This window comes from Salinarimonas ramus, from assembly GCF_014645695.1.
Taxonomy (GTDB): domain Bacteria; phylum Pseudomonadota; class Alphaproteobacteria; order Rhizobiales; family Beijerinckiaceae; genus Salinarimonas; species Salinarimonas ramus.
The window spans coordinates 207,179-230,785 of record NZ_BMMF01000009.1 but is presented as its reverse complement, the minus strand read 5'-3'; the positions used below and the strand labels follow the sequence as shown (position 1 = coordinate 230,785).

Sequence of the window (23,607 nt, the reverse complement as noted above, 5' to 3'; positions counted from 1 at the left end):
CGAGCCCGCACCCGCGCGAGGAGACACGCGCTCCCGGACGCGCTAGAGCGGAGGCATGCGTCCCGCACCCACTCCCGATCCGGCACCCTCTCGCTTTACTCTCCTGCGCGCCGACACGCTGGGCATGACGGCGACGCTGGCCATGCTCACCTCGCTCGGCCCGCTCTCCACCGACATGTACCTGCCGGCGCTGCCGGCGATCGCGCAGGCGCTGGAGGCGACGACGTCGCAGACGCAGGCGACGCTGTCGGCCTTCCTCGTGGGCTTCGCCTGCGGGCAGTTCCTCTACGGCCCGCTCTCGGACCGGCTCGGGCGCAAGCCGCTGCTGCACGCGGGCCTCGCGCTCTTTCTGCTGGCGACGCTGGCCTGCGCGCTGGCACCCACCATCGAGGCGCTCTCCGCCGCCCGCTTCGCGCAGGCGCTCGGCGCATCGGGACCGATCGTGCTCGCGCGCGCCATCGTGCGCGATCTCTACGACGGGCCGCGGGCGGGGCGCGAGCTCTCGCGCATGGGCTCGATCATGGGGCTCGTGCCCGCGGTGGCGCCGATCCTCGGCGGGCTCGTCTTCGCGGCCCTCGGCTGGCGGGCGATCTTCGGGGCGAGCCTCCTCGGCGCCGTGGCGCTCACCGCCATCGTGGTTCTGCTCCTACCGGAGACGCTGACGCGGCGCGATCCCACGCCGCTCTCGCTCCTCTCGATCCTGCGCGGCTTCCGCGATCTCCTGCGGCACCGCTCGTACCGGGTCTACGTCGCGCTCAACACGCTGACCTATTCCGGCCTCTTCGCCTTCATCTCCGGGTCGAGCTTCGTGCTGCAGGGGGAATACGCCCTCTCCGAGCTCGTCTTCGCCTTCTCCTTCGCGCTCATGGTCGTCGGCTACATCGCCGGCACGATCCTGGCGCAGAAGGTGGTGCCCGGGCGCGGGCTCGACGGGACAATCGTGCTGGGCGTCGCGGCGCAGGCGGCGGGCGGGGTGCTCATGCTCGCCCTCGTCCTTCTCGGCACGAGGTCCTCGCTCGAGGTGACGCTGCCCATGGCGCTCTACGCGGTCGGCGTGGGGCTCACCATGCCCCAGTCCATGGCCGCGGCCATGCAGCCCTTTCCCGAGCGCGCGGGCGCGGCCTCCTCGCTCATGGGCATCTGCCAGATGTCGGTCGCGGCGATCGTCGGCATCGGGCTCGGTGCCGCGCTCGCGGCGACGCCGCTGGCGCTGCCGGGCACGATCGCGGCGCTCGGCGCGGGGGCGCTCGCGGTCTTCGCCGCCTCGCGCGGGGCGCGCGCTCAGTAGATCCCGAAGATCCGCTCGATGAAGCCCGGCTCGGTGGGGCGCTGCCAGTCCGAGTTCTCGTTGGCGACGGGCGCCGGCGGCAGGTCGCCGGCGACGGGCGCGTTCCAGAGCTCGGTCGGGCCCTGCCAGACGCCGCCGCCCGGCAGCGCCACCGGCGCCTGGCCGGCGAGCGCCGCGCTCATGGTGCGGCTCCAGATCGCCACGGGCAGGTTGCCGCCCGACGCCCGGCGCGTCGGCGTGCCGTCGTCGTTGCCGACCCACACGCCGGTGACGAGCGCGCCCGTATAGCCGACGAACCACGCGTCACGGAATTCCTGGCTCGTGCCCGTCTTGCCGGCGCCCGCCCAGCCGGGAAGGTCCGCGCTGCGGGCGGTGCCCATGGTGAAGGTCTCGTGCATCATGGCGTTCATCATCGCCACGTGCTCGGGCTCGATGACGCGACCGAGCGAGAGATCGCCGCGGCGATAGAGCACCGGGCCGTCTGCGGAGTGGATCTCCGAGATGACGTAGGGGATCACCCCCTCGCCGCCATTGGCGAAGGCGGCGAAGGCGCCGGTGAGCTCGAGCGGCGTCACCTCGGACGTGCCGAGCGCGATCGAGGCGTTGGGGTCCAGCGGCGAGGCGATGCCGAGCCTCTGGGCGACGCGCACGACCTCCCGCGGCCCGACCTCGGCGGCGAGCTGCGCCGCGATGGTGTTGAGCGAGAGCGCCAGCGCCTCGCGCAGCCGCACGGGCCCACGGAAATCGCGCGAATAGTTCTCCGGCGACCAATTGCCGATCGTCACCGGCCGGTCCTCGCGCACCGTGTCGGGGGTCAGCCCCGCCTCCAGGGCGGCGAGGTAGACGAAGGGCTTGAAGGAGGAGCCCGGCTGGCGGCGCGCCTGGGTCGCGCGGTTGAACTGGCTGGCGCGGTAGTCCTTGCCGCCGACCAGGGCGACGATGGCGCCGTCGGGCCGCATGGTGACGACGGCGCCCTGGGCGACCCCGTAGCGCTCGCCCTCGGCCGCCAGCGTCTGCGTCAGCGCGGCCTCGGCGGCGGACTGGACGTCGGGATCGATCGTGGTCATCACCACGATGTCGCCCTCCACCGTGCCGACGAAATCGTCGAGCACGTCCATCACGTAGTCGGCGGCGTAGTTCGCCGTGCCGCTGCCCTCGGGGCGAACGGCCCGGGCCGGCCGGGAGAGCGCGGTGACGAGGCGCGTCTCGTCGATGAGCCCCTCCTCGCGCATGGCGCGCAGCACGATCTCGGCGCGGGCCTGCGCGCCCGACGGGTTGCGGGTGGGGGCGAGGCGCGAGGGCTGCTGGACGAGGCCCGCGAGCATCGCCGCCTCCGAGAGCGTCACGTCCCGCGCCGACTTGTCGAAATAGCGCCGCGCCGCCGCCTCGACGCCGTAGGCGCCGGCGCCGAAATAGACGCGGTTCATGTACAGCTCGAGGATCTCGGCCTTGGAATAGTTGCGCTCCAGCCAGAAGGCGAGGATCGCCTCCTGGATCTTGCGCGAGACCGTGCGTTCCTGGGTGAGGAACAGGTTCTTGGCGAGCTGCTGGGTCAACGTCGAGCCGCCGTGCAGCCCGCTGTCGCCGCGCAGGTTGGTCACGATGGCGCGGGCGATGCCCTGCGGATCGACGCCCCAATGCGACCAGAAGCGCCGATCCTCGATGGCGACGAAGGCGTCCGGCAGATATTCGGGCAGCTCCTCGAAGGGCACGTTCGAGCCGCCGGTCTCGCCGCGATTGGCCAGGAGCGCGCCGTCGGCGGCGAGGATCGCGATGTTGGGCGGGCGCTTGGGGACCTCGAGCTGGTCGATCGGCGGCAATTGCGTCGCGTGGTAGGCGACCACGCCCGCCACCGCGATCATCGCCCAGATGCCGAGCACGAGGGTGGAATAGACGAGATGCCCCAGCAGCGAACGCCGCCGCCGGCCGCGTCCGCGGCCGTTGCCGCCCGAGCGCGAGGACGATCGCCCGCGCGACGGCGGCGCGCCGCGGCGCTGCGGCGCGGGGCCCGCGCCGCGCTTCTGCGGAGCGGGCCCCTTGGCGGCGGCCTTGCTCGGCCCCTTGGATCGCCCGCGGGCCGGCTTTCGGGCCATCTCGCTGCCTCCTCCGGCGCGGTCGCGCGGGGAGAGGCGCAGGTCGAGCTCGTCCGGCCCCGGCATGTCGAAGGTCGGCTCCCGCCGCCCTCGCCGTTCTCGGTCGAAATCGTCCATGGCGCCCTCGATTCTCGCGGGCCTATCGCCCCTGATCCGCGGACCTCACCCATGGGATAGAATGTGGCGGTTTAACGGGACATGAACGTTACCGGCCTCGGTGCCGTCGCGCGCCCCGGCGGCGGGCGGCTGGTCGCGAGCGTTGCGCGACCCCATATCACCGCCCGTGGACGCGCTCGCCTCGCCTCTTCCCGATCGCTTCGCCGCCTGGTTCGCCTCCCGGGGCTGGAGCCCGCGCGCGCATCAGCTCGCGCTGCTCGAGCTGGCGGAAGCGGGGCGCTCGGCGCTGCTCGTCGCGCCCACCGGCGCGGGCAAGACGCTCGCCGGCTTCCTGCCCTCCCTCGTGGAGCTGTCGAGCGCCCGGCACGCGCGGGCGAACCGGCGCTCGCTCCACACGCTCTACGTCTCGCCGCTCAAGGCGCTCGCCGTCGACGTGGCGCGCAACGTGGAAGCGCCCGCCACCGAGATGGGGCTCGGCCTCGCCATCGAGACGCGCACCGGCGACACGCCCTCCCACAAGCGCGCGCGCCAGATCGAGCGCCCGCCCGACATCCTGCTGACCACCCCCGAGCAGCTCGCGCTCCTGCTCGCTCACCCGCAGGCGCGCGACCTGTTCTCGGGCCTGCGCCGCATCGTGCTCGACGAGCTGCACGCGCTCGCGCCCTCGAAGCGCGGGGATCTCCTGTCGCTGGGCCTCGCGCGCCTCTTCGCGCTCGCCCCGCAGGCCTCGGCGGTCGGCCTCTCGGCGACGGTGCGCGATCCCGAGGTGCTGGCGCGCTATCTCACGGCGGATCCGGCGCGCCCGGCCGAGATCGTGACGACGAGCGGCGGCGCGCGCCCGGACATCCGCATGCTGGAAGGCCCGCGCCTGCCGGCCGCCGGCCACACGGCGGCGGCGGCGATGCCGGAGATCTACCGGCTGATCCGCGAGCACGGCACCTCGCTCGTCTTCGTCAACACGCGCATGCAGGCGGAATACGTCTTCCAGGCGCTGTGGCGCCTCAACGAGGATGCGCTGCCCATCGCGCTCCATCACGGCTCGCTCGAGGTCGAGCAGCGCCGCAGGGTCGAGGCCGCCATGGCGGCGGGCAAGCTGAAGGCGGTGGTGTGCACCTCCACCCTCGATCTCGGCATCGACTGGGGCAACGTCGATCTCGTGATCAACGTCGGCGCGCCCAAGGGCGCGAGCCGCATCATCCAGCGCATCGGGCGCGCGAACCACAGGCTCGACGAGCCCTCGCGCGCCTATCTCGTGCCGGCCAACCGCTTCGAGATCCTGGAATGCCGCGCCGCCCTCGACGCCGTCGAGGAGGCGGCGCAGGACACGCCCGACCCGCATCCCGGGGCGCTCGACGTGCTCGCCCAGCACATCCTCGGCATGGCCTGCGCCGAGCCGTTCCGGGCCGACGACCTCTATGCCGAGATCCGCGGCGCGGCGCCCTATCGCGGGCTCGACCGCGAGACCTTCGACAAGGCGATGAGCTTCGTCGCCACCGGCGGCTATGCGCTCACGGCCTACGAGCGGTTCGCCAAGATCGTCGAGGGCGCCGACGGCCTCTGGCGCGTGCGCGACCGCTTCGTGGCGCAGCAATACCGCATGAACGTCGGCACCATCGTCGAGGCGACGATGGTGAAGGTGCGTCTCGGGCGGCCCGCCACCTCCGGGCGGCCGATGTCGCGGGGCGGGCGGGTGCTGGGCGAGATCGAGGAATATTTCGCCGAGACGCTGACGCCGGGCGACACCTTCCTCTTCGCCGGGGAGGTGCTCACCTTCCACGGTCTCACCGAGGACGCCGCCCTGGTCTCGCGGGCGAGCGCGGGGACGGACGCGAAGATCCCCTCCTATGCCGGGGGCAAGTTCCCGCTCTCGACCTTCCTCGCCGAGCGCGTGCGCGGCTTCCTCGCCGATGCCGAGACGTGGGAGCGCCTGCCCGCCCAGCTCGTCGAGCTCTTGGAGGCGCAGGCCGAGCGCTCGCTGCTGCCCGCGCGCGAGGGGCTCCTCGTGGAGACCTTCCCGCGGGCGGGGCGGCACTATCTCGTCGCCTACCCGTTCGAGGGCCGCCTCGCGCACCAGACGCTGGGCATGCTGATCACGCGGCGGCTCGAGCGCGCGCGGCTCAAGCCGCTGGGCTTCGTGTGCAACGATTACGGCCTATGCGTCTGGGGCCTGCGGGATCTCTCGCTCGAGGAGCAGCGCAACCCGGGTTTCCTCGCCGATCTCCTCGCTCAGGACATGCTCGGCGACGATCTGGAGGAATGGCTCGAGGAATCGGCGCTGATGAAGCGCACCTTCCGCTATTGCGCCGTCATCGCGGGCCTGATCGAGCGCAACTTCCCCGGCCAGAAGAAGACGCAGCGTCAGGTGACGGTCTCCACCGACCTCGTCTACGACGTCCTGCGCCGCCACGAGCCCGACCACGTCCTCCTGCGCGCTGCCCGGGCCGACGCGGCGACCGGGCTCCTCGACCTGAAGCGTCTCGCCGACCTCCTCTCCCGCATCGACGGCCGCATCGTCCACCAGCCGCTCCCCCGCGTCTCGCCGCTCGCGATCTCGGTGATGCTCGAGATCGGCCGCGAGACGGTCTACGGCGAAGGCGCAGACGAGATCCTGGCGGAAGCGGAGGCGATGCTGCTCCAGGAGGCGATGGGGTGAGGCGATGGGGTGAGTGGCGGTCGGCCACATGCGCGACCCTGCTCCTTCCCCTAGAGGGAAGGAGACGGGAAGAAGGCTGATCGCATTCACGGGTCGCGCCGGGCGCCTCGCTGCATTACGCTTCGAATCAGGGAGGACGACATCGATGCTCGCAGCCACCCCCGGCTCACCGCTCGCGCTGCGTGTCGGATTCGTGCTCGCCCACGACTTCACGCTCTCGGCACTCTCGCTCTTCGTCGATCCCCTGCGGCTCGCGGCGGACGAGGGGGATCGCTCGCGGCCGATCCGGTGCTCATGGGCGATCATGGCGCCGACGACGCAGCCGGTGCGCTCGAGCTGCGGGCTCCTGGTCAGCCGCACGGCGCCGCTCGGGGAGCCGTCGAGCTTCGACTACGTCGTCGTGGTCGGCGGGCTGCTCCATTCCGGGCATCAGGTCGACGCGACGACGGAGGCGTGGCTACGTCGGGCGGCCGCGGCCGGGGTGCCGCTGGTGGGCGTGTGCACCGGCTCCTTCGTGCTCGCCCGCGCGGGACTGATGCGAAATCGTCGCGCCTGCGTCTCCTGGTATCACCACGCCGATTACGAGACCGAGTTCGCGGACACCGACCCGATCTCGGACCGGCTCTTCCTCGTCGATCGCGACCGGATCACCTGCGCCGGCGGCGCCGGCGTGGCGGATCTCGCCGCCTTCCTCATCGAGAAGCATCTCGGGCGCGGCGTGGCGCAGAAGGCCCTGCACGTCCTCCTCCTCCAGCACGCCCGCGCGGCGAGCGACGCGCAGCCCCACGCGCTGCCCGTGGAGCGCATCGGCGATCCGCGGGTGGAGCGCGCCGTGCGGCTGATGGAGCAGAGCATCGCCGAGCCGCTGACCATCGAGGAGATCGCCTCGCGCCTCGCGCTCTCCACGCGCCAGCTGGAGCGGCTGTTCCAGGCGCGCCTGCGGCTGCGCCCCGCCGTCGTCTACCGTCAGCTGCGCCTGCGCCACGCGCGCTGGCTGCTCGAGAACACGCGAAAGCCCGTCACCGCCGTGGCGGTCGAGACGGGCTTTTGCGACGCCGCGCATTTCTCCCGCCAGTTCAAGAGCTACTTCAACCTCTCGCCCAGCATCGTGCGCGGCGCGCGCCCCGCCGCGACGCCGAGCGTCGAGGCCGCGGAATGACGATCGCCGGCGATCGTTCCGCCTGCCGTCGCGCTTGAGCGCAAGCGACGTTTTCGTGTCGCGAAAGCACAAGAGAACGTCGTCGCCGCTCAAGCGCTGCCCGCCCGTCTCCCGCATGCTGGGACACGTCCATCCGGGTATCCGGACCGGTGGAGGAGCACGAGATCGCCATGCGCCGCTTCAACCTTGCAAGCCTTCTCTCGGAGGCGACCCGCGGGCACACGGGCTGGGGCCGCCAATGGCGCTCCCCCGAGCCGAAGGCGAGCTACGACGTGATCATCGTCGGCGGCGGCGGCCACGGGCTCGGCACGGCGCACTACCTCGCCAAGGTGCACGGCATCACCAACGTGGCGGTGCTGGAGAAAGGCTGGATCGGCGGCGGCAACACCGGCCGCAACACCACGATCATCCGCTCGAACTACCTCTACGACGAGAGCGCGCATCTCTACGAGCATTCGGTCAAGCTCTGGGAAGGGCTCTCGCAGGACCTGAACTACAACGTCATGTATTCGCAGCGCGGCGTGATGATGCTCGCGCACAATGTCCACGACGTTCAGGTCTTCAAGCGCCACGTCTACGCCAACCGGCTCAACGGCGTCGACAACGAGTGGCTGACGCCCGAGGAGGCGCAGGCCTATTGCCCGCCGCTCAACATCGACCGCTCGGCGCGCTATCCGGTTCTCGGCGCCGCCCTGCAACGCCGCGGCGGCACGGCGCGTCACGACGCGGTGGCTTGGGGCTATGCCCGCGCGGCGGACCAGCGCGGCGTCGACATCATCCAGAATTGCGAGGTCACGGGCTTCCGGCGCGATCCCGCGACCGGCGCCGTCACCGGCGTCGAGACGACGAAGGGCTTCATCGGCGCCAAGCGCGTGGGCGTCGTGGCGGCGGGCCACACGAGCGTGATCATGGAGCGCGCGGGCGTGCGCATGCCGCTCCAGAGCTTCCCGCTCCAGGCGCTGGTGTCGGAGCCGGTGAAGCCGGTCTTCCCCTGCGTCGTCATGTCGAATGCGGTCCACGCCTACATCTCGCAATCGGACAAGGGCGAGCTCGTCATCGGTGCGGGCACCGACCAGTACGTCTCCTATTCCCAGCAGGGCGGCCTGCAGATCTCGACGCACACGTTGGATGCCATCTGCGAGATCTTCCCGCGCTTCTCGCGCATGCGCATGCTGCGCAATTGGGGCGGCATCGTCGACGTGACGCCCGACCGCTCGCCGATCATCGGCAAGACGCCGGTGCCCGGCCTCTACGTCAATTGCGGCTGGGGCACCGGCGGCTTCAAGGCGACGCCGGGCTCCGCGCACGTCTTCGCGCACACGCTCGCCACCGGCGAGCCGCACCCGATCAACGCGCCGTTCACGCTCGACCGCTTCCGCACCGGGCGGCTGATCGACGAGGCGGCCGCGGCCGCCGTCGCGCACTGAAGGCTCTCGCCATGCTGCTGATCACCTGTCCCCATTGCGGGCCGCGGCCCGAGCTCGAGTTCCGCTACGGCGGCGAGGCGCACGTGGCGCGCCCGGCCGACCCGTCGGCGCTCGACGACCGGGAATGGTCGGAGTTCCTGTTCGTGCGCAACAACCCGAAGGGGGTCTTCGCCGAACGCTGGAACCACGCGCACGGCTGCCAGCGCTGGTTCAACGCCCTGCGCGACACGCATACGGACGCGTTCGTGACCACGTATCCCGCCGGCACGGCGCGGCCCGACATGGCAGCGGAGGACGTTCGATGAGCCGGCAACCCTTCCGCCTGGAGCGCGGCGGCCGCATCGACCGCTCCCGCCCCCTCACGATCCGCTTCGACGGCGAGACCTTCACCGGATATGCCGGCGACACGGTCGCCTCGACGCTGCTCGCCAACGGCGTCCATCTGATGGGCCGTTCGTTCAAGTACCATCGCCCGCGCGGCCTGCTCTCGGTGGGCACCGACGAGCCCAACGCGCTCCTCTCGGCGGATCGCGGCGCGGGGCGCGTCGACCCGAACAACCGCGCCAGCGTGCTCGAGGCCGTGGACGGGCTCGTCACCGGTTCGCAGAACCGCTGGCCGTCACTCGCCTTCGACGTCGGCGCCGTCAACGACGTGCTCTCGCCGGTCTTCGTCGCGGGCTTCTACTACAAGACCTTCATGTGGCCGCGTTCCTTCTGGGACAAGGTCTACGAGCCGATCATCCGCGCCGCCGCCGGGCTCGGCGTCGCGCCCGCGGGGCCGGACCCGGACCGCTACGCCCATCGCCACGCCCATTGCGACCTGCTCGTCGTCGGCGCGGGCCCCGCCGGCCTCGCCGCGGCGCTCGCCGCCGCGCGCTCGGGCAAGCGGGTCATGCTCGCCGACGAGCAGGCGGAGCCCGGCGGCGCGCTCCTGCACGACGTCACCTCGACGATCGACGGCGTGCCGGCGCAGGACTGGGTCGCGCAGACGATCGCGGCGCTCGACGCGCACGAGAACGTCGTCGTGCTGCCGCGGACCACCGCCTTCGGCTACTACAACCACAATCACGTCGCCCTCGTGGAGCGGATCACCGACCACCTGCCGGCCGGCGACACGCACGGCGCGCCGCGCGAGCGGCTGTGGCAGGTGCGTGCCGGCGAGGTCGTCCTCGCCACGGGATCGCACGAGCGCCCCCTCGTCTTCGCCGACAACGACCGCCCGGGCATCATGCTGGCGGAGAGCCTGCGCATCCTCGTCAACCGCTATGCTGTGGCGCCCGGCCGCGAGATCGTGCTCGCGACGACGGGCTCCTCCGCCTACACGGTCGCCGCCGACCTGAAGGCGGCGGGCCTCGCCGTGACGATCGTGGATGCACGGCTCGCGGTGGATTGCGTCGCCGACACCGCCTTCGCGGCGGAGCGCGGCATCACGGTGCTGCCCGGCCATACCGTCGTCGGCTCGAAGGGCCGGCTTCGCGTATCGGGCCTGATCGTCGCCCCGCTGCGGGCGGACGGCTCGGTCGGGCCGCGCCGGACGCTGGCTTGCGACTGCGTGGGCATGTCCGGGGGCTGGACGCCCGCCGTGCACCTGTTCTCGCAATCGCGCGGCAAGCTCGCCTACGACGCGGGCCAGGACGCCTTCCTGCCGGCGAGTCACGCCCAGGCGGAACGCTCGGCGGGCGCCTGCGCCGGCACCTACGATCTCGCCGCCTGCCTTGCGGCCGGCTTCGCCGCCGGCGCGCAGGCCGCGAGCCTCGACGAGACCCGTGCCTTCGAGGCGAGCCCCGCCCGCACCGGCTTCCAGCCGATGCGGGTGATGCCCACGGATGTCGATCCCGGCCGCGTGCGCGCCTTCGTCGATTTCCAGAACGACGTCACCGCCAAGGACCTGAAGCTCGCCGTGCGCGAGGGCTTCCACTCCATCGAGCACGTCAAGCGCTACACGACGACGGGCATGGCGACCGACCAGGGCAAGACGTCGAACATGAACGCGCTCGGCTACGTCGCCGGGCTCCTCGACAAGGAGCTGCCGCAGGTCGGCACGACGACGTTCCGCCCGCCCTACACGCCGGTCTCGTTCGGCGCGCTGGTGGGGCCCAGCAAGGGCGCCCTGTTCGACCCCGTGCGCAAGACGCCCATCGATTCCTGGGCGGAGGCGAACGGCGCCGCGTTCGAGCCGGTCTCGCTGTGGCGCCGCGCCTGGTACTTCCCTGAGGACGGCGAGGACATGCACGCCGCCGTCGCGCGCGAATGCGCGGCGGTGCGCGAAGGGCTCGGCATCTTCGACGCCTCGACGCTCGGAAAGATCGAGGTCGTGGGGCCCGACGCGGCGGAATTCATGAACCGCATGTACGTCAACGGCTGGTCGAAGCTCGCGCCGGGCAAGTGCCGCTACGGCCTGATGCTCAAGGAGGACGGCTTCATCCTCGACGACGGCGTCGTCGCGCGCCTGGCCGAGGACCGCTTCCACGTCACCACGACGACGGGCGGCGCGGCCCGCGTGCTGGCGCTCATGGAGGACTACCTCCAGACCGAATGGCCGGATCTCGACGTCTTCCTGACGAGCGTCACCGAGCAATGGGCGGTGATCGCGCTGCAGGGCCCCAAGGCGCGCGAGGTGCTCGCGCCCTTCGTCTCCGACATCGACCTCTCCAACGAGGCGATGCCGCACATGTCGGTGCGCGAGGGCTACGTCTGCGGGGTGCCGACGCGGCTGATGCGCGTCTCCTTCACGGGCGAGCTCGGCTACGAGGTCAACGTGCCCGCCGACCACGCGCTCTCGGTATGGGAGACGCTCTACGACGCGGGGCGCGCGCACGGCATCACCCCCTACGGCACCGAGACGATGCACGTGCTGCGCGCCGAGAAGGGCTTCATCATCGTGGGCCAGGAGACCGACGGCACGGTGACGCCCGACGACGTCGGGCTGGGCGGCATGGTCTCCAAGGTCAAGCGGGACTTCGTGGGCATGCGCTCGCTGGCGCGACCCGACCTCGTGGCGAGCGGCCGCAAGCAGCTCGTGGGCCTCGAGACCCTCGACCCGAACGAGCGCCTCGACGAGGGCGCGCAGATCGTCGTCGATCCTTCCGCCCCGGTTCCCGTGCCCATGCTCGGCCACGTCACGTCGAGCTATTGGAGCCCCGCCTGCGGGCGCACCATCGCGCTCGCCCTCGTCGCCGACGGGCGGGCCCGCATGGGCGAGACGGTCCACGTCACCACGCCGGGCGGCTTCGCCCGCGCCACGATCCGCAACCCCGTCTTCGTCGACGCCGAGGGAGTGCGCGTCCATGCTCGAGATTCGTAATCAGGCGACCCGCACGGCGCCCTTCCCGCTCGCGACCGAGACCGTGAAGGGCACCGCCATCGCGCCGCTGCCGCCCCGCGCGCGGCTGTCGCTGCGGCTTCGTCCCGCGGAAGCCGCGCGGATCGGGAGCGTCGCGGGCCTTCCCCTCGATCGGCCGATCGGCACCTTCGCCGCGCACGACGAGCGGCGCGCTCTACGGCTGGGCCCCGACGAATGGCTCGTCTCCGGCCCGGCCGACGAGACGGACGAGCTCGGCGCGCGGATCGCGGGCGATCTCGCCGGCATTGTTCACGCCCTCGTCGACGTGAGCCACCGCAATTGCGGGCTCGCCGTCTCCGGGGCGCAGGCCGAAGCGGCGCTGAACGCCGGCTGCCCGCTCGACCTGTCGCTCGCCGCCTTCCCCGTGGGCGCGGCGACGCGCACGCTGCTCGGCAAGGCGGAAATCCTGCTCGTGCGCGTGGACGCCGCGTGCTTCGAGGTGGAATGCTGGCGCTCCTTCGCGGAGTATGTTCGCACTTTCCTCGTCGAGGCCGCGCGGGGCACCTGAGCCGCCGCCATTCCCGGAGAGCCAGGCATGATCAGCGTCTTCGAGCTCTTCAAGATCGGCATCGGCCCGTCGAGCTCGCACACGGTGGGGCCGATGGTGGCCGCGGGCCGCTTCCTCGGCGACATGAGGGAATTGCGCTCCGCGCCGGCGCGGATCGTCGTCAGCCTGCACGGCTCCCTCGCCTTCACCGGGCGTGGGCACGCCAGCGATCTCGCCATCTGCCTCGGGCTCCTGGGCGAGCGGCCGGACCGGATCGATCCCGATGCCGTGCCGAGCCTCGTCGCCGGGCTCGAGCGCGACCGCGCCGTGCGGGTCGGGGAATGGGAGGTCGCCTTCGACCCCGCCGCCGACCTCGTTCTCGACGTGACGGAGATGCTGCCGGGCCACACCAACGGCATGCGCTTCCGGGTGCTCGACGAGGCGGGCGAGGCGGTGCTGACGCGGGTCTACTACTCGATCGGCGGCGGCTTCGTGATCGGCGAGGCGGACGAGACCCGGGACGCGCCCATCGACGTCGTCGCGCCGGTGCCGTTCGACAGCGCCGACGAGCTCGTGGCGCTTTGCGGGCGCCGCGGCACGACGATCGCCGCGATCCAGCTCGAGAACGAGGAGGCGCTGCGCTCGCGTGCCGAGATCGACGCGGGCCTCGACCGAATCGCGGAGGCGATGCTCGCCTGCATCGAGCGCGGCCTCGCCACCGGCGGCACGCTCCCCGGGCGCCTGAAGGTGCGCCGGCGCGCCAAGGACCTGCACGCGCGGCTCGAGGCCGGCATGCGTGCCAACACGCGCTCGCCGAGCGAGGTGATGGACCGGGTCTCGACCTTCGCCATCGCCGTCAACGAGGAGAACGCCGCGGGCGGGCGCGTCGTCACGGCCCCGACCAACGGCGCGGCCGGGATCGTGCCGGCGGTGCTGCGCTACCTGCGCGAGATCTGTGGCGAGACCGCGCCGGAGACGACGCGCACCTTCCTTCTCACCGCCGCCGCCATCGGCGGGCTGATCAAGCGCAAGGCCTCCATCTCCGGCGCGGAGGTGGGCTGCCAGGGCGAGGTGGGCTCCGCCGCCTCCATGGCCGCCGCCGGGCTTGCTGCCGCGCTCGGCGCCACGCCGGAGCAGGTGGAGAACGCCGCCGAGATCGCCATGGAGCACCATCTCGGCATGACCTGCGACCCCGTCGGCGGGCTCGTGCAGATCCCCTGCATCGAGCGCAACGCCTTCGGCGCGGTCAAGGCCATCGCCGCCGCATCCCTCGCGATGCACGGCGACGGCGTCCACCACGTCTCCCTCGACTGCGTCATCGAGACGATGCGCCAGACCGGCCTCGACATGCAGTCGAAGTACAAGGAGACGTCCCAGGGCGGCCTCGCGGTGAACGTCGCGGAGTGCTGACGCACCGCGCCGCCGCCGCCTGCCGCCGCCACCTCCCCGCAGGGGAGGACGAAGGCCGAAGGCCTGAGGGTGGGGAGGGCGGCGGACCGGCCGCAGGACTGCCGCCGCGCCCACGCCGACCACGACGACCCTCGTGGACGCCACGACCGCTCCCTCGATCGAACGGGAACACGCATCATGAAGCTCGACGACCCGAAATTCGTCCTCAAGCTCTCCTGCATCGACACGATCGGGATCGTGCACGCGATCTCGGGCTTCATGGTGCAGAACGGCTGCAACATCATCACGAACCAGCAGTTCGGCGACCGCGACACCGAGCGCTTCTTCATGCGCGTCGCCTTCACGCCGGTGGACCCGGACACGTCCATCGAGCGCCTGCGCGCGCCGCTCGACACGCTGGCCGCCCGCTACGACATGGACTGGACGCTCCACGACACGTCCGACCGGCCGCGGGTGATCATCATGGTCTCCAAGTTCGGGCATTGCCTGAACGACCTGCTCTACCGCTGGAAGATCGGCGCCCTGAAGGTCGACATCGCCGCCATCGTCTCGAACCATCGGGACTTCGAGGATCTCGCCAACCGCTACGAGATCCCCTTCCACCACATGCCTGTGACGCCGGAGACGAAGCAGGCGCAGGAGGCGGCTCTGGCCGCGCTCGTCGAGGATCTGCGCGTCGATCTCGTCGTGCTCGCGCGCTACATGCAGGTGCTCTCGGACGGGATGTGCCGCTTCCTGGAAGGCCGGGCGATCAACATCCACCATTCCTTCCTGCCGAGCTTCAAGGGCGCGGCGCCCTACACCCAGGCCTGGGCGCGCGGCGTGAAGCTCATCGGCGCGACCGCGCACTACGTCACGCCGGATCTCGACGAGGGGCCGATCATCGAGCAGGAGGTGGTGCGCGTCTCCCACGAGGACGGGCCGGCGCAGCTGACCGCGCTCGGCCGCGACGTGGAGAGCGTCGTCCTCGCCCGCGCGGTCGCCTTCCACGTGGAGCGCCGCGTGCTGCTCAACGGGAACAGGACGGTCGTCTTCCGGTGATCTTCTGGAGCGACTCCCCTCTCCCTCGTGGAGAGGGGCCGGGGGTGTGGGGCGTGCAGGACGAGTGCCGACGTGAATGCCACAGGCACTACATCGACCAGCGAATGGCATCGATGTTCAGAAGGATCCGGCCGAGCCGGAGCGGGTGGCGCGGGCGACGGGGCTCGAACCCGCGACCTCCGGCGTGACAGGCCGGCACTCTAACCGACTGAGCTACGCCCGCATTTCCCGTTGCCGGCGGGAGTGGTCCGCAGCGGCAGTGGGCGGGGTTTAGAACCCCCCGCCGGCCCTGTCAAGCGATCCGAAAGCCGCCTTCGCTCTTTTTCTGCGAAATCGTCCGGAAGGCTTGTTCCGCAAGGCTTTGCGCGGATCGGGTGGTGGGCGGTGACGGGTTCGAACCGCCGACCCTCTCGGTGTAAACGAGATGCTCTACCAGCTGAGCTAACCGCCCTCGCGGATGCCGGCGCGACTGCCGCGTTCCGCACGCACGTACATAGAAAGACGAAGCCGCCGGCGCAAGCACGCCGACGGCTTCCCGGTCGTTCTCTCGATCGACGCGTCAGCCGTTGACGGCGTCCTTGAGGCCGGCGCCGGCCTTGAACTTCGGGGTCTTGGAGGCCGGGACCTGGACCTTCTCGCCGGTGCGCGGGTTGCGCGCCTCGCCCGCGGGGCGGTCGGCGACGGTGAAGGTGCCGAAGCCGACGATCTTCACTTCCTCGCCCTTCTTCAGGGTGTCCTGGATCGCCTCCAGCGCGGCGTCCAGCGCCTCGCCGGCCTGCGCCTTGCTGAGGCCGGTCTTCTCGGCCACCGCCGTGACGAGCTCGCCTTTGTTCATCGCTACCTCCTCCAGAGCGTATGCGGCGCGCAAACCCTTGCTGCGCCGACGTTCGGTTCTTTCCTGCATACCGGAATGCTCCGGCCTCGCAAGCGCCGACACCGCCATTTGGCTGTGGAAATCACGTTGCGCGACGAAAAACGGCCCTCGGACCGGGGTCCGAGGGCCGTTCGTCTCATTCTCTGGGACCGACGTGTGCCCCGCACGAGCGCGTCAGTGGGCGACGAAGCCCGGCTCGCTCTCGTCCGCCCCGCGGGTGGGGGTCGGCATGGCCGATTCGTCCCACTCGATGGGCACGGGCTTGCGGATCAGCGCGTGCTCGAGAACCTGTTCCATCCGCGAGACCGGAACGATCTCGAGACCGGACTTCAGGTTGTCGGGCACGTCCGCGAGGTCCTTGACGTTCTCCTCGGGGACGAGGACCGTCTTGAGACCGCCGCGGAGCGCCGCGAGCAGCTTCTCCTTGAGCCCGCCGATGGGCAGCACCCGACCGCGCAGGGTGACCTCGCCGGTCATGGCGATGTCCTTGCGCACGGGGATGCCCGTCATGATCGACACGATGGCGGTCGCCATGGCGATGCCGGCGGACGGGCCGTCCTTGGGGGTCGCACCCTCCGGCACGTGGACGTGGATGTCCTTGCGGTCGAAGAGCGGCGGCTCGAGGCCGAAATCGACCGCCCGCGAGCGGACGTAGGACGCCGCCGCCGAGATCGATTCCTTCATCACGTCGCGCAGGTTGCCCGTGACCGTCATCTTGCCCTTGCCGGGCATCATGACGCCTTCGATGGTGAGCAGCTCGCCGCCGACCTCGGTCCAGGCGAGACCCGTGACGACGCCCACCATGTCCTCGGCCTCGGCCTCGCCGAAACGGTACTTCGGCGCACCGAGATAGTCGCCGATGTTGTCCTCGGTGACCACGACCGACGTCGTGTCGGTCATCAGGATCTGCTTGACCGCCTTGCGCACGAGGTTGGAGATCTCGCGCTCGAGGTTACGCACGCCCGCCTCGCGGGTGTAGCGCCGCACGAGGAGGAGGAGCCCCGCATCGTCGATGGCCCATTCCTCGGACTTGAGGCCGTGCTTCTTGATCGCGTTGGGGATCAGGTGCCTGCGCGCGATCTCGGCCTTCTCGTCCTCGGTGTAGCCGGCGATCCGGATCGTCTCCATGCGGTCGAGGAGCGGGCCCGGGATGTTGAGCGTGTTCGCCGTCGTCACGAACATCACGTTCGAGAGGTCGTAGTCCACCTCGAGGTAATGGTCGTTGAAGGTCGAGTTCTGCTCGGGATCCAGCACCTCGAGGAGCGCCGCGGACGGATCGCCGCGGAAATCCTGGCCCATCTTGTCGATCTCGTCGAGCAGGATGAGCGGGTTCGAGGTCTTGGCCTTGCGCATCGACTGGATGATCTTGCCGGGCATCGAGCCGATGTAGGTGCGTCGGTGACCGCGGATCTCCGCCTCGTCGCGCACGCCGCCCAGCGACATACGCACGAACTCGCGGCCCGTGGCGCGCGCGATCGACTTGCCGAGCGAGGTCTTGCCTACGCCCGGAGGGCCGACGAGGCACAGGATCGGGCCCGTGAGCTTGTTGGCGCGCTGTTGCACGGCGAGATACTCGACGATGCGCTCCTTGACCTTGTCGAGGCCGAAATGATCGGCGTCGAGGATGGCCTGCGCACCCGCGAGGTCCTTCTTGACCTTGGAGCGCTTGTTCCACGGGATGGAGAGCATCCAGTCGAGATAGTTGCGCACCACCGTCGCCTCGGCGGACATGGGCGACATCTGGCGCAGCTTCTTGACCTCCGCGGTGGCCTTGTCGCGGGCCTCCTTGGAGAGCTTCGTCTTCTCGATCTTCTGCTCGATCTCGGCGATCTCGTCCCGGCCCTCCTCGTCGCCGAGCTCCTTCTGGATCGCCTTCATCTGCTCGTTGAGATAGTACTCCCGCTGCGTCTTCTCCATCTGGCGCTTGACGCGCGTGCGGATGCGCTTCTCCACCTGGAGCACCGAGATCTCGCTCTCCATGAGGGCGAGCACGCGCTCGAGACGCTCGACCACGGTCGCGGTCTCGAGCAGCTCCTGCTTGTCGGAGATCTTCACGGCGAGGTTCGACGAGATCGTGTCGGCGAGCTTGGCCGGATCCTCGATCTGCGTCGTGGAGGCGACGATCTCGGGCGAGATCTTCTTGTTGAGCTTCACGTAGTTCTCGAACTCGCCGACCACCGAGCGGGCCAGCGCCTGCGCCTCGATGGGGTCGCCCAGCTCGTTGGCGAGCGCGGTGGCGCGCGCCTCGTAATGCGTGTCCGTGCGCACGTAGCCGTCCACGCGCGCGCGACCGGCGCCCTCGACCAGCACCTTCACGGTGCCGTCGGGCAGCTTGAGCAGCTGCAGCACGTTCGCGAGCGTACCCACGTCGTAGATGTCTTCCGCCGCCGGGTCGTCCTCGGTGGGGACCTTCTGGGTGGCGAGCAGGATGTGGCGGTCGGTCTTGACCACCTCCTCGAGCGCGCGAATCGACTTCTCGCGGCCGACGAAGAGCGGCGCGATCATGTGCGGGAAGACGACGATGTCGCGGAGCGGAAGCACCGGATAGGTGCCCTCGGTCCCCGGAACGACGGGCTGCCGCGTCTTGGACTGTGTCATTGAGGGTGATCCTCTTCCCATTGCGCCCGGACGCGCCTCTCGCAAGAAGCAGGCCGCCTGCGGGCGGATGTCGGCCCCGCGCTCTCGGCGACGATCGATCGACGCGCGGGGCGTGCGGCGCGCTCCCCTGGAATCGGTGAGCGAGAGCGCGTCCCACGATCGATAAGGTGGCGCGTCGCGCGGTTCGTTTCAAGCGCGCCGTGCGGCTCTCCCCCGGCCGTCGCGGGAGCCGCGCTTGCAGGTGCGCAAGCTAAGAGCGACCCCGGAAGGGCAGAGAGCCGGGACGCGTGGCGCGCCCCGGCTCCCTTCGGCGGTCGTTGGCGGATCGGCGTGCGGCGCAGGCCGCGAGCCGGATCAGACCGAGTAGTACATCACGTACTCGACCGGGTGCGGCGTGTGCTCGAACTTGATGACTTCCTGCATCTTCAGCTCGATGAAGGCGTCGATCTGGTCGTCGTCGAACACGCCGCCGGCCTTGAGGAAGCCGCGGTCCTTGTCCAGCGCGGCGAGCGCCTCGCGCAGCGAGCCGCAGACCGTCGGGATCTTCTTGAGCTCGCGCGGCGGCAGGTCGTAGAGGTCCTTGTCCATCGCCGCGCCGGGGTCGATCTTGTTGAGGATGCCGTCGAGGCCGGCCATCAGCAGCGCCGCGAAGGCGAGGTAGGGGTTCGCCGTCGGATCGGGGAAGCGGACCTCGACGCGCTTGGCCTTCGGCGAGGTCGTCCACGGGATGCGGCAGGAGGCCGAGCGGTTGCGCGAGGAATAGGCGAGCAGCACCGGCGCCTCGAAGCCCGGGACGAGACGCTTGTAGGAGTTCGTCGACGGGTTGGTGAAGGCGTTGATCGCCTTGGCGTGCTTGATGATGCCGCCGATGTACCAGAGGCACTCCTGGCTCAGGTCGGCGTACTTGTCGCCGGCGAAGAGCGGCTTGCCGTCCTTCCAGATGGACTGGTGGACATGCATGCCCGAGCCGTTGTCGCCGTAGACGGGCTTGGGCATGAAGGTCGCCGACTTGCCGAAGGAGGCGGCCACGTTGTGGATGCAGTACTTGTAGACCTGCATCTGGTCGGCCATGTGCGTGAGCGTGTCGAACTTCATGCCGAGCTCGTGCTGGGCCGAAGCCACCTCGTGGTGGTGCTTCTCGACGTTGACGCCCATCTCGGCCATGGCCGCGAGCATCTCGGAGCGCATGTCCTGGCCGGCATCCAGCGGGGGCACCGGGAAGTAGCCGCCCTTCATCTGGATGCGGTGGCCCATGTTGCCGCCCTCGTACGCGCGCATGCCGTTGGTCGGCAGCTCGGTCGAGTCGACCTGGAAGGAGACGTTGTAGGGGTCGGCGGCGAACTTGACGTCGTCGAACACGAAGAACTCGGCCTCGGGGCCGACGTAGATCGTGTCGCCGATGCCGGTCGACTTCAGGAAGGCCTCGGCCTTCTTCGCCGTGCCGCGCGGGTCGCGGCTGTAGGGCTCGCCGGAGGCCGGCTCGAGCACGTCGCAGACGATGGACATCGTCGAGGCGGCGAAGAACGGATCGATGCACGCCGTCTCGGGCGCCGGCATCAGCGTCATGTCGGATTCGTTGATCGCCTTCCAGCCGGCGATCGACGAGCCGTCGAACATGATGCCGTCGGCGAAGGTGTCCTCGTCCACGAAGGAGACGTCGAAGGTGACGTGCTGCCACTTGCCCTTCGGATCGGTGAAGCGGAAGTCGACGTACTTGACGTCGTTGTCCTTGATCGCCTTGAGCACGTCGTTGGCGGTCTGCATGTCCGGGTAGTCCTCTCGTACGGGGTCTTCAGGGCAGGATCTTCATCCGCGGCTTCGGGCGCCGCTTTTTCTCTCGAAGCAGGCGGGATGGGGGTCAGATCGCGTCCGCGCCGGTCTCGCCGGTGCGGATGCGGATCGCCTCGTCCACCGTCGATACAAAAATCTTGCCATCGCCGATGCGGCCGGTCTGCGCGGCCTTGCGGATGGCCTCCACGGCCTTCTCGACCAGCTCGTCCGCGAGGACGATCTCGAGCTTCACCTTCGGGAGGAAGTCGACGACGTATTCGGCACCCCGGTAGAGCTCGGTATGCCCCTTCTGACGGCCGAAGCCCTTGGCCTCGATGACCGTGATGCCCTGAAGCCCGACGTCCTGGAGCGCTTCCTTCACTTCGTCGAGCTTGAACGGCTTGATGATCGCCTCGATCTTTCGCATGTCGGCTTCGCCTTCGGTCGTCGCTGTCGTGCTGGCGCGGGCCGCTGGTCCGCGCCTCGTGTTTTATCACCGCCGCGAACGAGCGGAGCAAGCGAGGCTGACTGCTTTTGCGGCTCGTGATGCACAAATTTGCGGCAGACGCCCAGGAGAAGAGCGGCTTGGCAGGAGATCGTCCCGATTGCTGCGTCGAAGACTGCCCGATCTGCGCAGGAGGCGGCCAAAAATGATGCATTGTCTGCTCGACACCGAGGAGATGGCGGAAGCCGATCGGGGCGCCATCGCGGGCGGGGTGCCCGGCATCGCCCTGATGGAGGCGGCGGGCGCGGCCTGCGCCGACGCCGCCGTCGATCTCATGGCGCAGACGCCCGGCGGGCGGCGCGTCCTCGTCGCGTGCGGGCCGGGCAACAACGGCGGCGACGGCTTCGTCGCGGCGCGCCTGCTCGCGGAGCGCGGATACGCGGTCACGCTCGCGTTCCTCGGCGATGCCGCACGCCTCGCCGGCGACGCCGCCATCGCCGCTGCGCGCTGGACGGGCGCGCTCGTGCCTCTCGAGCAGGCGGATCCCGCCGCATCGGGCGACCGCGCCTACGACGTCGTCGTCGACGCGCTCTTCGGGGCGGGGCTGACGCGGGACGTTTCGGGTGTGCCCGCCGCCTTCCTCGAGCGCCTCGCGGCGAGCGGCCTGCCGGTCGTCGCCGTCGACGTGCCCTCGGGGCTCGACGGGAATACCGGGCGCGTGCGCGGCACCGCCTGCCCGGCGGCGATCACCGTCACCTTCGCACGCCGCAAGCCCGGGCACCTGCTCCAGCCGGGCCGTGCGCTCTGCGGGCGGCTGCGCCTCGTCGACATCGGCATTCCCGACGCGGTAATCGAGAGCCTCGCGCCGAACACCTTCGCGAACGAGGAGCCGCTCTGGCGTGCGGCCTTCCCGCACCCCGGCATCGACGCGCACAAGTATTCCCGCGGGCACGCTCTCGTCCTCTCGGGGCCGGCCGACGCCACCGGCGCCGCGCGGCTCGTCGCCCGCGGCGCGCTCCGGATCGGCGCCGGCGCCGTGACCATCGGCTCGCCGACGGACGCGCTTGCCGTCAATGCCGCGCAGCTCACCGCGATCATGCTGCGCCCCTGCGACGACGCGGACGATCTCGCCGGGCTCCTGGAGGATCCGCGCATCACCGCGCTCGCGCTCGGCCCGGGGCTCGGCCGCGAACGGGCCCGCGCGCTCGTCGAGGCGGCGGCGGGGGCCGCGCATGCGCGCACGCGCGCTCTCGTCCTCGACGCCGACGCGCTCACCGCCTTCGCCGGCGAGCACGCGGCGCTGGCGCGGCTTCTCGCCGGCGTCGAGCGCGTGGTGGCGACGCCGCATGCGGGCGAGTTCGCCAAGCTCCTCTCGGATTGCCCTGAGGCACGCGAGGCGCCCTCCAAGCTCGCCGCCGCACGCGCGGGCGCGGCGGCGCTCGGCATCGTTCTCGTCGACAAGGGCCCCGACACGGTGATCGCGGCGCCGGACGGGCGCGCCGCGATCAACACGACCGGCACGCCTTATCTCGCCACTGCCGGCTCCGGCGACGTGCTCGCCGGCTTCTGCGCCGGCCTGCTGGCCCAGAGCATGCCCGTCTTCGAGGCGGCCTGCGCGGCTGTGAACCTGCACGGGCGCGCGGGCGCGCGCGTGGGGCCGGGGCTGATCGCGGAGGACCTCCCCGAGGCGCTGCCGGGGGTGCTCGGGGAGGTGCTGGACCCGGCTTCGGGGTGAAGCGCGCCCCGAGCCTCACATGCTCGGCAGCCCGCCGCCACGCCCGGCGCCGGGAACGGGCGTGAGATCGGGCTCGGCGCCGCGGGTCTTGCGCGGGTCGGTGAGCTCGGGATCGTTCACGGGATAGGGCTGCGGGCCGCGCCGGCCCGGCCGCGCGTCCTCGCCGGGCGCATGCGTGGGCTCCTTGCGCTCTTCCTCGCGCCCGTCGTCCTTGCGGTCGTCCGCCATGTCGTCGTTCCTTCTCGTCGGTCGTGATCGTTCGTCTTGCCGACGACAAGGGCGCGCGCCCCCGCGGGGTTCCGGCGGGGCGGCCGCGGCACGGCGGGTCGCGCGTCGCGAAACGCTTGCAAACGCCCGCGATCCATGCCATGTCCCGCGCCTCATCGACCGGCCCGGCGAAAGGGCTGCCGTGGCTGGTCGAGACGCTCACACGAGACGGGCGAACGGCGCGGTCTCCTTCGGGGGACGTCAGACGCCGTGCGCGACAGGAGACGAGCCAAATGCCCAAGATGAAGACGAAGTCCGGCGCCAAGAAGCGCTTCAAGGTCACCGGTACCGGGAAGGTGGTCCGCACCCAGGCGGGCAAGCAGCACGGGATGATCAAGCGTACGAAGAAGCAGATCCGCGACAATCGCGGCACCGCCGTCATGTTCGAGGGCGATGCGAAGTTCGTGAAGCGCTACTTCCTCCCCTACGCCTGATCGCGCGATCCCCGCCGCCCCTTACATTCCGGAGACTTGAACCATGGCCCGCGTCAAGCGCGGCGTGACCGCTCACGCCAAGCACAAGAAGGTCCTGAAGGCCGCCAAGGGCTTCTACGGCCGCCGCAAGAACACCATCCGCACCGCGAAGGCTGCCGTCGATCGCTCGATGCAGTACGCCTACCGCGATCGCAAGGCGAAGAAGCGCACGTTCCGCGCGCTGTGGATCCAGCGCCTCAACGCCGCCGTCCGCGAGCACGGCCTGACCTATTCGCGCTTCATCGACGGCCTCAACAAGGCCGGCATCGAGGTCGACCGCAAGGTCCTCTCGGACATCGCCATCCACGAGCCGGCCGCCTTCGCGGCCCTCGTCGAGAAGGCGAAGGGCGCGCTGCCGGCGCAGGCCGCCTGAGGCGTCCGCACCCGTTCCGAACGGCGGAGAGAGCGCGGGGGGCGACCCTCGCGC

At 70.7% G+C, this 23,607-nt stretch carries 18 protein-coding genes and 2 tRNA genes; 12 read left to right on the top strand and 8 right to left on the bottom strand.

Annotation, left to right across the window (positions count from 1 at the left end):
* Nucleotides 1-55 precede the first annotated feature (55 nt).
* Nucleotides 56-1,288 (top strand): multidrug effflux MFS transporter, encoded by a 1,233-nt coding sequence (locus tag IEX89_RS16100; RefSeq protein WP_188914257.1) that lies wholly within the window; start codon nucleotides 56-58, stop codon nucleotides 1,286-1,288.
* Here the strand turns inward: IEX89_RS16100 and IEX89_RS16095 are convergent.
* The gene (locus IEX89_RS16095; RefSeq protein ID WP_188914256.1) at nucleotides 1,282-3,498 is read right to left on the bottom strand and encodes a transglycosylase domain-containing protein; all 2,217 of its coding nucleotides are present in this window, start codon (nucleotides 3,496-3,498) and stop codon (nucleotides 1,282-1,284) included. The two genes, IEX89_RS16100 and IEX89_RS16095, sit on opposite strands and share 7 nt — an antisense overlap.
* Before the next feature lie 154 nt (nucleotides 3,499-3,652).
* Here IEX89_RS16095 and IEX89_RS16090 point away from each other — a divergent pair, with 154 nt between their 5' ends.
* The 8 genes from IEX89_RS16090 (at nucleotide 3,653) to purU (ending at nucleotide 15,018) form a co-directional block, all read left to right on the top strand.
* Nucleotides 3,653-6,151 (top strand): ligase-associated DNA damage response DEXH box helicase, encoded by a 2,499-nt coding sequence (locus IEX89_RS16090; RefSeq protein ID WP_188914298.1) that lies wholly within the window; start codon nucleotides 3,653-3,655, stop codon nucleotides 6,149-6,151.
* A 145-nt stretch (nucleotides 6,152-6,296) separates the two neighbouring features.
* Nucleotides 6,297-7,310 (top strand): GlxA family transcriptional regulator, encoded by a 1,014-nt coding sequence (locus IEX89_RS16085; RefSeq protein WP_188914255.1) that lies wholly within the window; start codon nucleotides 6,297-6,299, stop codon nucleotides 7,308-7,310.
* Nucleotides 7,311-7,480: 170 nt separating this feature from the next.
* Nucleotides 7,481-8,737, top strand: a complete 1,257-nt coding sequence (locus tag IEX89_RS16080; protein ID WP_188914254.1) for a sarcosine oxidase subunit beta family protein — start codon at nucleotides 7,481-7,483, stop codon at nucleotides 8,735-8,737.
* 11 nt (nucleotides 8,738-8,748) lie between these two features.
* Nucleotides 8,749-9,042 (top strand): sarcosine oxidase subunit delta, encoded by a 294-nt coding sequence (locus tag IEX89_RS16075; RefSeq protein WP_188914253.1) that lies wholly within the window; start codon nucleotides 8,749-8,751, stop codon nucleotides 9,040-9,042.
* Entirely contained in the window at nucleotides 9,039-12,041 is a 3,003-nt protein-coding gene (locus IEX89_RS16070; RefSeq protein ID WP_188914252.1) for a sarcosine oxidase subunit alpha family protein, read from the top strand. The genes IEX89_RS16075 and IEX89_RS16070 overlap by 4 nt, the downstream gene beginning before the upstream one ends.
* Nucleotides 12,025-12,588: a sarcosine oxidase subunit gamma gene (locus IEX89_RS16065; protein ID WP_188914251.1), complete on the top strand. Its 564-nt coding sequence runs from the start codon at nucleotides 12,025-12,027 to the stop codon at nucleotides 12,586-12,588. Before IEX89_RS16070 ends, IEX89_RS16065 begins: the two co-directional genes overlap by 17 nt.
* A 27-nt stretch (nucleotides 12,589-12,615) precedes the next feature.
* Nucleotides 12,616-13,977, top strand: a complete 1,362-nt coding sequence (locus tag IEX89_RS16060; protein WP_188914250.1) for an L-serine ammonia-lyase — start codon at nucleotides 12,616-12,618, stop codon at nucleotides 13,975-13,977.
* Nucleotides 13,978-14,154: 177 nt separating this feature from the next.
* Nucleotides 14,155-15,018, top strand: a complete 864-nt coding sequence (purU, locus tag IEX89_RS16055) for a formyltetrahydrofolate deformylase (RefSeq protein ID WP_188914249.1) — start codon at nucleotides 14,155-14,157, stop codon at nucleotides 15,016-15,018.
* Nucleotides 15,019-15,164: 146 nt separating this feature from the next.
* On the opposite strand, the gene IEX89_RS16050 is transcribed toward purU, so the two are convergent.
* The 6 genes from IEX89_RS16050 to IEX89_RS16025 form a co-directional block, all read right to left on the bottom strand.
* A tRNA-Asp gene (locus IEX89_RS16050) sits at nucleotides 15,165-15,241 on the bottom strand.
* 152 nt (nucleotides 15,242-15,393) lie between these two features.
* Nucleotides 15,394-15,469: transfer RNA gene (locus IEX89_RS16045), tRNA-Val, on the bottom strand.
* Nucleotides 15,470-15,577: 108 nt separating this feature from the next.
* Nucleotides 15,578-15,922, bottom strand: coding sequence for an HU family DNA-binding protein (locus tag IEX89_RS16040; protein ID WP_188914297.1), 345 nt, complete (start codon nucleotides 15,920-15,922; stop codon nucleotides 15,578-15,580).
* Nucleotides 15,923-16,066: 144 nt separating this feature from the next.
* Nucleotides 16,067-18,490 carry an endopeptidase La gene (gene lon / locus IEX89_RS16035; protein ID WP_188914248.1) on the bottom strand — a complete coding sequence of 808 codons (2,424 nt, stop codon included), beginning with the start codon at nucleotides 18,488-18,490 and terminating at the stop codon, nucleotides 16,067-16,069.
* A 354-nt stretch (nucleotides 18,491-18,844) separates the two neighbouring features.
* Nucleotides 18,845-20,254 (bottom strand): type I glutamate--ammonia ligase, encoded by a 1,410-nt coding sequence (gene glnA, locus IEX89_RS16030; RefSeq protein WP_188914247.1) that lies wholly within the window; start codon nucleotides 20,252-20,254, stop codon nucleotides 18,845-18,847.
* Between the two features lie 94 nt (nucleotides 20,255-20,348).
* Nucleotides 20,349-20,687, bottom strand: coding sequence for a P-II family nitrogen regulator (locus IEX89_RS16025; protein ID WP_188914246.1), 339 nt, complete (start codon nucleotides 20,685-20,687; stop codon nucleotides 20,349-20,351).
* Between the two features lie 226 nt (nucleotides 20,688-20,913).
* Between IEX89_RS16025 and IEX89_RS16020 the strand changes: the two genes are divergently transcribed.
* Nucleotides 20,914-22,440 (top strand): NAD(P)H-hydrate dehydratase, encoded by a 1,527-nt coding sequence (locus IEX89_RS16020; RefSeq protein ID WP_188914296.1) that lies wholly within the window; start codon nucleotides 20,914-20,916, stop codon nucleotides 22,438-22,440.
* A 15-nt stretch (nucleotides 22,441-22,455) separates the two neighbouring features.
* Here IEX89_RS16020 and IEX89_RS16015 read toward each other — a convergent pair whose 3' ends face one another.
* Complete coding sequence (locus tag IEX89_RS16015) at nucleotides 22,456-22,668, bottom strand: hypothetical protein (RefSeq protein ID WP_188914245.1); 213 nt, start codon at nucleotides 22,666-22,668, stop codon at nucleotides 22,456-22,458.
* A gap of 272 nt (nucleotides 22,669-22,940) precedes the next feature.
* On the opposite strand from IEX89_RS16015, the gene rpmI reads away from it, so the two are divergent.
* Together rpmI and rplT are read left to right on the top strand one after the other, a co-directional pair.
* Nucleotides 22,941-23,141, top strand: a complete 201-nt coding sequence (rpmI, locus tag IEX89_RS16010; protein WP_188914244.1) for a 50S ribosomal protein L35 — start codon at nucleotides 22,941-22,943, stop codon at nucleotides 23,139-23,141.
* Between the two features lie 43 nt (nucleotides 23,142-23,184).
* Nucleotides 23,185-23,553: a 50S ribosomal protein L20 gene (gene rplT, locus IEX89_RS16005; protein ID WP_188914243.1), complete on the top strand. Its 369-nt coding sequence runs from the start codon at nucleotides 23,185-23,187 to the stop codon at nucleotides 23,551-23,553.
* The last annotated feature ends 54 nt before the right edge of the window (nucleotides 23,554-23,607 follow it).

Coding starts and splice junctions, on each gene's coding strand:
- IEX89_RS16065 (WP_188914251.1), top strand. CDS start 12,025: ATGCTCGAGATTCGTAATCAGGCGACCCGCACGGCGCCCTTCCCGCTC.
- IEX89_RS16070 (WP_188914252.1), top strand. CDS start 9,039: ATGAGCCGGCAACCCTTCCGCCTGGAGCGCGGCGGCCGCATCGACCGC.
- IEX89_RS16100 (WP_188914257.1), top strand. CDS start 56: ATGCGTCCCGCACCCACTCCCGATCCGGCACCCTCTCGCTTTACTCTC.
- glnA (WP_188914247.1), bottom strand. CDS start 20,254: ATGCAGACCGCCAACGACGTGCTCAAGGCGATCAAGGACAACGACGTC.
- rpmI (WP_188914244.1), top strand. CDS start 22,941: ATGCCCAAGATGAAGACGAAGTCCGGCGCCAAGAAGCGCTTCAAGGTC.
- IEX89_RS16060 (WP_188914250.1), top strand. CDS start 12,616: ATGATCAGCGTCTTCGAGCTCTTCAAGATCGGCATCGGCCCGTCGAGC.
- IEX89_RS16095 (WP_188914256.1), bottom strand. CDS start 3,498: ATGGACGATTTCGACCGAGAACGGCGAGGGCGGCGGGAGCCGACCTTC.
- IEX89_RS16085 (WP_188914255.1), top strand. CDS start 6,297: ATGCTCGCAGCCACCCCCGGCTCACCGCTCGCGCTGCGTGTCGGATTC.
- IEX89_RS16075 (WP_188914253.1), top strand. CDS start 8,749: ATGCTGCTGATCACCTGTCCCCATTGCGGGCCGCGGCCCGAGCTCGAG.
- rplT (WP_188914243.1), top strand. CDS start 23,185: ATGGCCCGCGTCAAGCGCGGCGTGACCGCTCACGCCAAGCACAAGAAG.
- purU (WP_188914249.1), top strand. CDS start 14,155: ATGAAGCTCGACGACCCGAAATTCGTCCTCAAGCTCTCCTGCATCGAC.
- lon (WP_188914248.1), bottom strand. CDS start 18,490: ATGACACAGTCCAAGACGCGGCAGCCCGTCGTTCCGGGGACCGAGGGC.
- IEX89_RS16015 (WP_188914245.1), bottom strand. CDS start 22,668: ATGGCGGACGACCGCAAGGACGACGGGCGCGAGGAAGAGCGCAAGGAG.
- IEX89_RS16080 (WP_188914254.1), top strand. CDS start 7,481: ATGCGCCGCTTCAACCTTGCAAGCCTTCTCTCGGAGGCGACCCGCGGG.
- IEX89_RS16040 (WP_188914297.1), bottom strand. CDS start 15,922: ATGCAGGAAAGAACCGAACGTCGGCGCAGCAAGGGTTTGCGCGCCGCA.
- IEX89_RS16020 (WP_188914296.1), top strand. CDS start 20,914: ATGCATTGTCTGCTCGACACCGAGGAGATGGCGGAAGCCGATCGGGGC.
- IEX89_RS16025 (WP_188914246.1), bottom strand. CDS start 20,687: ATGCGAAAGATCGAGGCGATCATCAAGCCGTTCAAGCTCGACGAAGTG.